Origin of the sequence: Sediminispirochaeta bajacaliforniensis DSM 16054, from assembly GCF_000378205.1 — a bacterium.
Taxonomy (GTDB): domain Bacteria; phylum Spirochaetota; class Spirochaetia; order DSM-16054; family Sediminispirochaetaceae; genus Sediminispirochaeta; species Sediminispirochaeta bajacaliforniensis.
The window spans coordinates 152,445-158,909 of record NZ_KB899419.1; the positions used below are offsets into that span (position 1 = coordinate 152,445).

The 6,465-nt window shown below is 49.2% G+C and carries 8 protein-coding genes; 4 read left to right on the plus strand and 4 right to left on the minus strand.

Translation table 11 applies throughout. From position 1 onward, the window contains the following. Positions 1 to 35: 35 nt before the first annotated feature. The 3 genes from F459_RS0114455 to F459_RS0114465 are packed head-to-tail and all read right to left on the minus strand — an operon-like array spanning position 36 to position 2,230. A complete protein-coding gene (locus F459_RS0114455) occupies positions 36 to 791 on the minus strand; it encodes an amino acid ABC transporter ATP-binding protein (protein ID WP_020613430.1) in 756 nt (251 codons plus the stop codon). After that, positions 749 to 1,531, minus strand: a complete 783-nt coding sequence (locus F459_RS0114460) for an amino acid ABC transporter permease (protein WP_020613431.1) — start codon at positions 1,529 to 1,531, stop codon at positions 749 to 751. The genes F459_RS0114455 and F459_RS0114460 overlap by 43 nt, the downstream gene beginning before the upstream one ends. 42 nt (positions 1,532 to 1,573) lie before the next feature. After that, positions 1,574 to 2,230 carry a class I SAM-dependent methyltransferase gene (locus tag F459_RS0114465; protein WP_033301838.1) on the minus strand — a complete coding sequence of 219 codons (657 nt, stop codon included), beginning with the start codon at positions 2,228 to 2,230 and terminating at the stop codon, positions 1,574 to 1,576. Positions 2,231 to 2,314: 84 nt separating this feature from the next. Between F459_RS0114465 and F459_RS24440 the strand changes: the two genes are divergently transcribed. Together F459_RS24440 and F459_RS23020 are read left to right on the plus strand one after the other, a co-directional pair. Next, entirely contained in the window at positions 2,315 to 2,647 is a 333-nt protein-coding gene (locus tag F459_RS24440; protein WP_245540182.1) for a hypothetical protein, read from the plus strand. Next, on the plus strand, positions 2,632 to 3,420 hold the full coding sequence (locus F459_RS23020; protein WP_245540183.1) for a lipid II:glycine glycyltransferase FemX: 789 nt from the start codon (positions 2,632 to 2,634) through the stop codon (positions 3,418 to 3,420). Before F459_RS24440 ends, F459_RS23020 begins: the two co-directional genes overlap by 16 nt. 14 nt (positions 3,421 to 3,434) lie before the next feature. On the opposite strand, the gene F459_RS0114475 is transcribed toward F459_RS23020, so the two are convergent. After that, complete coding sequence (locus F459_RS0114475) at positions 3,435 to 4,334, minus strand: NHL repeat-containing protein (protein WP_154651696.1); 900 nt, start codon at positions 4,332 to 4,334, stop codon at positions 3,435 to 3,437. Positions 4,335 to 4,489: 155 nt separating this feature from the next. Here F459_RS0114475 and F459_RS0114480 point away from each other — a divergent pair, with 155 nt between their 5' ends. Together F459_RS0114480 and F459_RS0114485 are read left to right on the plus strand one after the other, a co-directional pair. Then, positions 4,490 to 6,019, plus strand: coding sequence for a hypothetical protein (locus tag F459_RS0114480; protein ID WP_020613434.1), 1,530 nt, complete (start codon positions 4,490 to 4,492; stop codon positions 6,017 to 6,019). Continuing rightward, positions 6,016 to 6,216 (plus strand): hypothetical protein, encoded by a 201-nt coding sequence (locus F459_RS0114485; RefSeq protein ID WP_020613435.1) that lies wholly within the window; start codon positions 6,016 to 6,018, stop codon positions 6,214 to 6,216. The genes F459_RS0114480 and F459_RS0114485 overlap by 4 nt, the downstream gene beginning before the upstream one ends. The last annotated feature ends 249 nt before the right edge of the window (positions 6,217 to 6,465 follow it).

Here is a 6,465-nt window from a genome sequence, read left to right on the forward strand (position 1 = left end):
TTGGTTTAAAACCTATATAAATGGTATGTATTTGACTATTTGAAGTCAAATACTTTACGGAGAAACTCCCTGGATCGCTCTTGGGATGGCCGCTGAAAAAAGGCCTTCGCCTCCTGCTGTTCAATGACAGCTCCTTCATCGAGAAAGAGGACACGGCTGGCAACCTCCCGGGCAAAGCCCATTTCATGGGTGACCGCAAGCATGGTCATCCCTTCCGCCGCGAGGTCACGCATCACCTGGAGCACCTCACCGATCATTTCCGGATCGAGGGCACTGGTCGCCTCGTCAAAAAGCATCACCTTCGGGTCCATGGCAAGGGCCCGGGCAATAGCCACCCGCTGTTTCTGACCGCCCGAAAGCTGGGAAGGGTAAGCCTCTATCTTGTCGGTCAGCCCAACCTTGGCAAGCAATTCACGGCTCCGCTCTTCCGCCTGGGCGGCAGAGCGTTTCCTTACCCGCATCTGTGCGATATCGATATTTTCACGTACAGAGAGATGGGGAAAAAGATTGAAGGATTGGAATACCATTCCTACCTCGGTGCGGATGGTGAGGCGGTTTGCCGGCTTCTCGTCGAGGGGAATCCCGTCGACGACGATTGTTCCCGAATCGATCTCTTCCAATCCGTTGATGCAGCGCAACATGGTGCTCTTTCCCGATCCCGATGGGCCTATGACGGCCACAACCTCCCCCTCCTTCACGGTAAGGCTTACCGAGTCGAGAGCTTTCACTCCCCCCGGAAAGGTTTTGCTTATTGACGAGAGTTCAATGATCGGTCGATCAGGTGTATGCATAACTGTAACCCCAATGTAATGAGAAGATAGATGGCGGCAACGGTGAACCATATTTCGAAGGTGAGAAAGGTTTCGGAAATGATCTCCCTGCCGCGCATGGTGAGATCGTAGATTGCTATGGTGCTTACCAGTGCCGAATCCTTTACCGTGTTGATGGCTTGGTTTGCAAGAGCCGGCAGGCTGGTCCTGAGGGCCTGGGGCAGGATGATCCGGCAGTAGAGATCGCCCGAGGAAAAACCGAGAGAGTAGGCCGCTTCCCATTGTCCCTTCGGGATGGAAAATATTGCCCCCCGAAGAATTTCCGAGGTATAGGCCCCTTCGAAAAGGGAGAGAGCCAGTATTGCCGAAGGGGTGGCGGGAATGTTGAAAACCGGTGCTATGACAAAGTAGATGAAAAAAAGCTGAATCAGAAGCGGGGTGTTACGGATAAGGGTAACATAAAGCCGGGCGATCACCGATGCGACGATGCCCTCGGAGAGTCGGGCAAGGAGTGTAAGCGTTCCTATGAGAAACGAAATGAAGAGGCTGATGAGGGAGATCCACAGGGTCACCCCAAGCCCCCGCAACAGGGGGCCGAAGGTGATCCGCCCCTCTGCTGCGGTAAAGAGATATCGTTTCACCCGATACCACTGCCAATCGTAACGGACATTTCCCGAGATCCTGGAAAAAGCGAAAATCAATAGCCCGGAAAAAAGGAGAAAAAGCACGGTTTCTTTCAGGAGCTGTTTCCTCGAATCCATGAAACCAGTATCACAGGAAGCGGAAATTGCCGCAAGAGGGGATTACCCTACTGTTTTTGTAAAAAAAAGAACATTGCGGTCCGCTTCGGCCTTGAGAATTTCAAAACCGAAGCGATCTGCGACGTATTCCATGCTCTTCTTTGTGTAAAAAGTAACGTGAGTGAAATCCTGGCGATAGTACCAATCGGCAAAATTGATCGTTTCCCGAAAAAAACTTGTCATGATGCCAAGGATGCCGCCTGGCCGCAGCAGCTGTGCCATACGGGAAAATTCTTCCTTCGGCCGATGGAAATGTTCTGCAACCTCGCAACAGGTGATGAAGTCGTACCGATGCTCTGAGGCTGGTTGTTCGGGGAAAAAGAAGGGATCGTAGCATGCTACCGACAGCCCTTTTTGTTCAAGTAGCCGGGCCAGGACAGGAACCGGACCACAGCCGTAATCGAGTCCGCCGGCCCCGGTGTCGAGGAGCTGGCAAAGGGGATCGGACAAGCGTCTGAGAAAGGCGATGTAGGCTTTGTCGGTGGGGTGATTTTGATGGAGCGCATAGCGCGACCGTTCGGCTTCAGGTTGAGGCAGGGCCGCAGGATCGAGGAAGATGGTCGAACAGAAATCACATCGGTAATAGCGTCCCATTTTATCTTCAGAGAAAATCCTGCAAGGGGAATGCCCGCACAAAGGGCAGGGCTGTAGATCATCCATACAGGCGGAAAGCCTATCGAAAAGAGATCGCGTAATCAAGACGGGTAGCGGCCGAAGCCTTTTTCCGGTAGAGTAGTATGTTGTATGGATATCAGAATTAAAGATCTGTCGGTAAACGAATTGTATGAAACCTCTGTTCTGCAGCAAACACGCTTCTGGTCCTTGGTGAAGGCCCGTCAAGGGATCGCCTCCCGTGTCTTCGAGCTTTCTGTTCGAAAAAGCGACGGTTCACTCGACAAAGAGACCCTCCTTTTGCTCCATCGCAGGCTTTCGGGCGATGTCTCTGTCGCCTATGTTCCCCCTATGGGCCTGAAATCCTTCCCGAACAGGAGGAAGAAGGGGTACTGCTTGAAGAGCTTTCCGAAGGGCTGCGCAGCCACCTGCCTGCGACCTGTGCCTTCTTGCGATTTGATCTGAAGTGGGAATCCCCCTGGGCACGGGAGAGCGATTTTTTCGACCCTGAAGGGAACTGGTTGGGGCCTCCCAAGAAGAAAAGTCAGGAGCTGCGAATCAATTTTGCTACCCGGAATTGGAATCTGCGGAAGGCAAATACCAACATTCTCCCCACTAATACCATCTTTCTCGATTTGCGCAAAAGCGAACAGACCCTTATGGCGGAAATGCGTCCGAAGACCCGTTACAACATCAAACTCGCCGAAAGGAAAGGGGTGACGGTGAGAATCGGCGGTTTCGACGACCTTCCGATCTGGAACGATCTATACAGCCAAACCTGCCGGCGCAACAGGCTGTTCCATCACCGGGAAACTCATTTCAAGGACCTGCTCGGGACCGACCGATCGATATTCGATTCGAATACCGGGGTGTTCTTTTTGATCGCCCAGGTTGAAGAAACGCCGTTGGCCGCCATGTTTCTCGTTTTTTCCGGAAAACGGGCCACCTACCTTTATGGGGCCTCTGCCTCGATCAAAAGAAACCTCATGGCGACCTATGCCCTTCAATGGCGTGCAATACAGGAGGCCAAGGCCGCCGGTTGTCTTGAATACGATCTTTTCGGCGTCTCTCCCTCCGCCGATCCCTCTCATCCCCTTTACGGCCTCTACCGCTTCAAACGCGGTTTCGGCGGTGATCTCTACCATCGCATGGGCTGCTGGGATTATCCCCTTGACGAGAACGACTATGAGGCCTGCGCCGCCGCGGAAATGAACAGCCAGGGCTACCATCTGCGGTAAAACCCTTGCGCCATTTACGGATCAAAAGTAAGCGAATAGATGCGAAGTAGCAACGTATCATCTTGTCGGTTCATGAGGTAGTAGTTCTTACCGTCGAAGCATGAGGCATGTACGCCGTTGGGATTTCCCATAGGGATAATCTCACATTCGGCCTCGCCTAACAATTTCCCTTCGGAAGCATAGCGGTACAAACGCACTTTTTCTCGTTCTTCCGAGAGCCAATAGCTTGTTCCATCCCCTGCAAAACCGGAAAATAGGGCATTAGGAAGGGCTTCCTCAAAGGTCCAGAGACCCAATGCTTCCATTGCCTCTAAAGAAAAACCAAACCTCCTTCCTGTGTCGTCTATGAACAGGGGGAGAACCCTATCTCCGGTTTCTTTCCCCATGAGTCCTAAGATTGCACCATCTTCTCTTGCAAGAACCAGGGCCTTTTTATTCATCGACTGGGCCTTAAGAAAAAGGAGGTCCTTGTTTAGCACGATCCTGTCCGGCAGGAAGCCAAGGGGAAGAGTTGTTTCCCATATCAATGTACCGTCACGTTTGAGGCAAAAAAGGGTACCGCTCACGCAGGTTAGATAGGTATCGGCTTCTGTGATCGAGAAAAATGTCATGGAAGGTCCGATACCTTTTACGACTTCTATGCTCGACTGAAAACTCCCGTTTGTATCGAAAACGGTAATTCGTGATTTGTAAAAATCGGGAATTATAATATTCCCCTTTTGATCGATTGCAAAAATAGTCGGAGCCCATGCCTGTTCTGTGCCTGAACGGGCGGGAAAAGAACCGATCGATGACGGGCTGCTATTGTTTATCGGTATGAGAACCTTTTTAACGGGCTCTGCGGCAGACAGCGATGATAGTGTTGCTATTGTCAGCAGGACCATACATGGAAACATACGTTTTTTTCGAATCATGCTTTAGCATGAACAGAAAAATAGATCAAATCAAGTATAAAAATATTGCATGGAATTGTAATCTATGTAAAACTTGTAAAAGTTAGTTTCTAAATACCATTTTAAAAAAACCTAATAATAAATGTTGATGTTTTTAGGTTGATGTGGAGAAAGTAATGATCAAACGCCCCCTCTTTTGTCTCGTCCTGTGGCTATTTCTGCGCCTTTTTGCTTTTGGTGAGGTTGCAGATTTTGCCTCCCTGCCTCCTTCTATTTCCCGGGATGCAAAGCTGCTTCATATGAACAAGGGGGGTACTGAACTATTGCTTGCAATTGAAAAGCAAGACCTTCAGATCTTTGTTCTTGAACATGGCACCTTCGTAAAGGCCTTTTCGCTCGATGAAAAAGGAGCCTACGGAGATATTGTTTTTCTGGATTCTCTGTACGACAACGACGATCGATCGGTTCTGTTTTTTACCGCAAAATCGGAAGGCCGCTTTGCCCTCAATGCCCTGGTCCTTACGGTAAAGGCTTCCGGAGAGAGACACTTCGAAGTTCTGGAAGATCTGTCGCAGGGAATCGGTTTCAATGATGATCTTGATTTTTTCGATGTCCGTTATTTTACCCGTGACGGCTATATTGTTTTCTTTACAACCGGGGGAACGCTCTACTATACCGCTTTAACTCTTGAGCCTGAGGCGGCGATTGTACGCAAGGAGCGTGTTGCTGATCATCTTATTGAGGATGATTGTCGGATATGTCCCTATGATAATGGTGAAAACTTTTTTCTTATCGGCAGTGTAAAACGGCAGGATGGCCTGCTTTTTTTCTCGGTGAGCGAGGAGACCCTTTCATTTAATACGCGGCTGATCAATACCGATAGCGAAATCGTAAATAAGCAGGTATCACTATTCTACGATAAAGGGGAGCACCAGGCAAAGCTCTACCTGAAGGATGACGAGCGGGATCAGCTTCTCCAGTACAGTATAGATGAACAGCGGAGGGTATCCGAATCTTCCTACCCCCTTTCCGATGCAAAATCCTATAGCATGGAGCCCGTTTTGTGGGGGAACGAGGGAGGGGTTGCCTTATTACTCCACGGGGAGGGAAAGGTTCCGATCGTTATCGATGAGGATGACCTGGTGACAAAAGGAAACAGGGCCCTTGGTAGCCATGACAGGCTGTTTTGTCAGGCTTTGGTAGATGATGATACTTTACAATATGTCCTTTGGCTGGAAGCTGAAAGTGAAGATGATGGGAAGCGAAGCTACCGCCTTGATCGCTACTGGCTTGAGGATGGTTTTACCGAATCAGGTGAGCGTCTTATCCGGAATTTCAGCGAAGAGAGCCGCTCTCTGATCAGTTACGATGCAGACGGGTTTCTCACCTCGTCTTTTCTGCTTACCGCGCTGGATCAGGGAAGGCTTCATATGGAACTTTTCGATATGCGCCTTGATTCCATACCCCAGACAATAGAACTTGATGTGAAAAATGACTTTGCCTTATCTTCCCTGAATCTCATAAGTATAGAGGAAGGGGGAATACTTACCTCCGGTAGTGACTCTATTCTCCTGTCTCGAAGCGACGGGCAGATCGCTGGTGAGCTTCTCCCCGATAGTCAGTACCTTCCTTCCGAAGGCGATGACAGGCTCTTTTTTCTTCAAAAACGGGATGGCAAGTACATTGTTGTGGAGGCGGTACGATGAAAAAACGAAGCGTGCTGCTTGCCGCCCTCCTTGTGCTGCTGGTATCGGGAGTGTTTGGGGAAGATGTCCTACTCATCTATCGACAGGATAAAAGCTCTTGTTTTACTTGGACTTCACTGATGGGTACTGATAGTGTTCGACCTAATGTTGCAAATAGAAATATCTATTGGGAACCTCTAAAAACCATCATAAAATAGGCTTTTCGGGTGCATGATCAAAATTACTATCGACACTCCATAGTCGATATCCAATTGAAACGGTATTTTCTTTTTTGCTTTTACCTTTTTCAGGCAGAGTCCTTCTCTTTGGCTTCATTTTTTATATCCTTTGTAGCTGTAGGTAACGATTCATATTATAGGTTAGATTCATGAGTCCGATTATCGTCTCAGCTCTCTCTATTCCTACAGATCGTATCGTTGACCCGTTCATACTGTTATGTATGAAGC

What these genes read in the sequence shown, in the direction of transcription:
- F459_RS0114485 (WP_020613435.1), top strand. Translation starts at nt 6,016, where the DNA reads ATGAAAAAACGAAGCGTGCTGCTTGCCGCCCTCCTTGTGCTGCTGGTA.
- F459_RS0114475 (WP_154651696.1), bottom strand. Translation starts at nt 4,334, where the DNA reads ATGATTCGAAAAAAACGTATGTTTCCATGTATGGTCCTGCTGACAATA.
- F459_RS24440 (WP_245540182.1), top strand. Translation starts at nt 2,315, where the DNA reads ATGGATATCAGAATTAAAGATCTGTCGGTAAACGAATTGTATGAAACC.
- F459_RS0114480 (WP_020613434.1), top strand. Translation starts at nt 4,490, where the DNA reads ATGATCAAACGCCCCCTCTTTTGTCTCGTCCTGTGGCTATTTCTGCGC.
- F459_RS0114455 (WP_020613430.1), bottom strand. Translation starts at nt 791, where the DNA reads ATGCATACACCTGATCGACCGATCATTGAACTCTCGTCAATAAGCAAA.
- F459_RS0114460 (WP_020613431.1), bottom strand. Translation starts at nt 1,531, where the DNA reads ATGGATTCGAGGAAACAGCTCCTGAAAGAAACCGTGCTTTTTCTCCTT.
- F459_RS0114465 (WP_033301838.1), bottom strand. Translation starts at nt 2,230, where the DNA reads ATGGATGATCTACAGCCCTGCCCTTTGTGCGGGCATTCCCCTTGCAGG.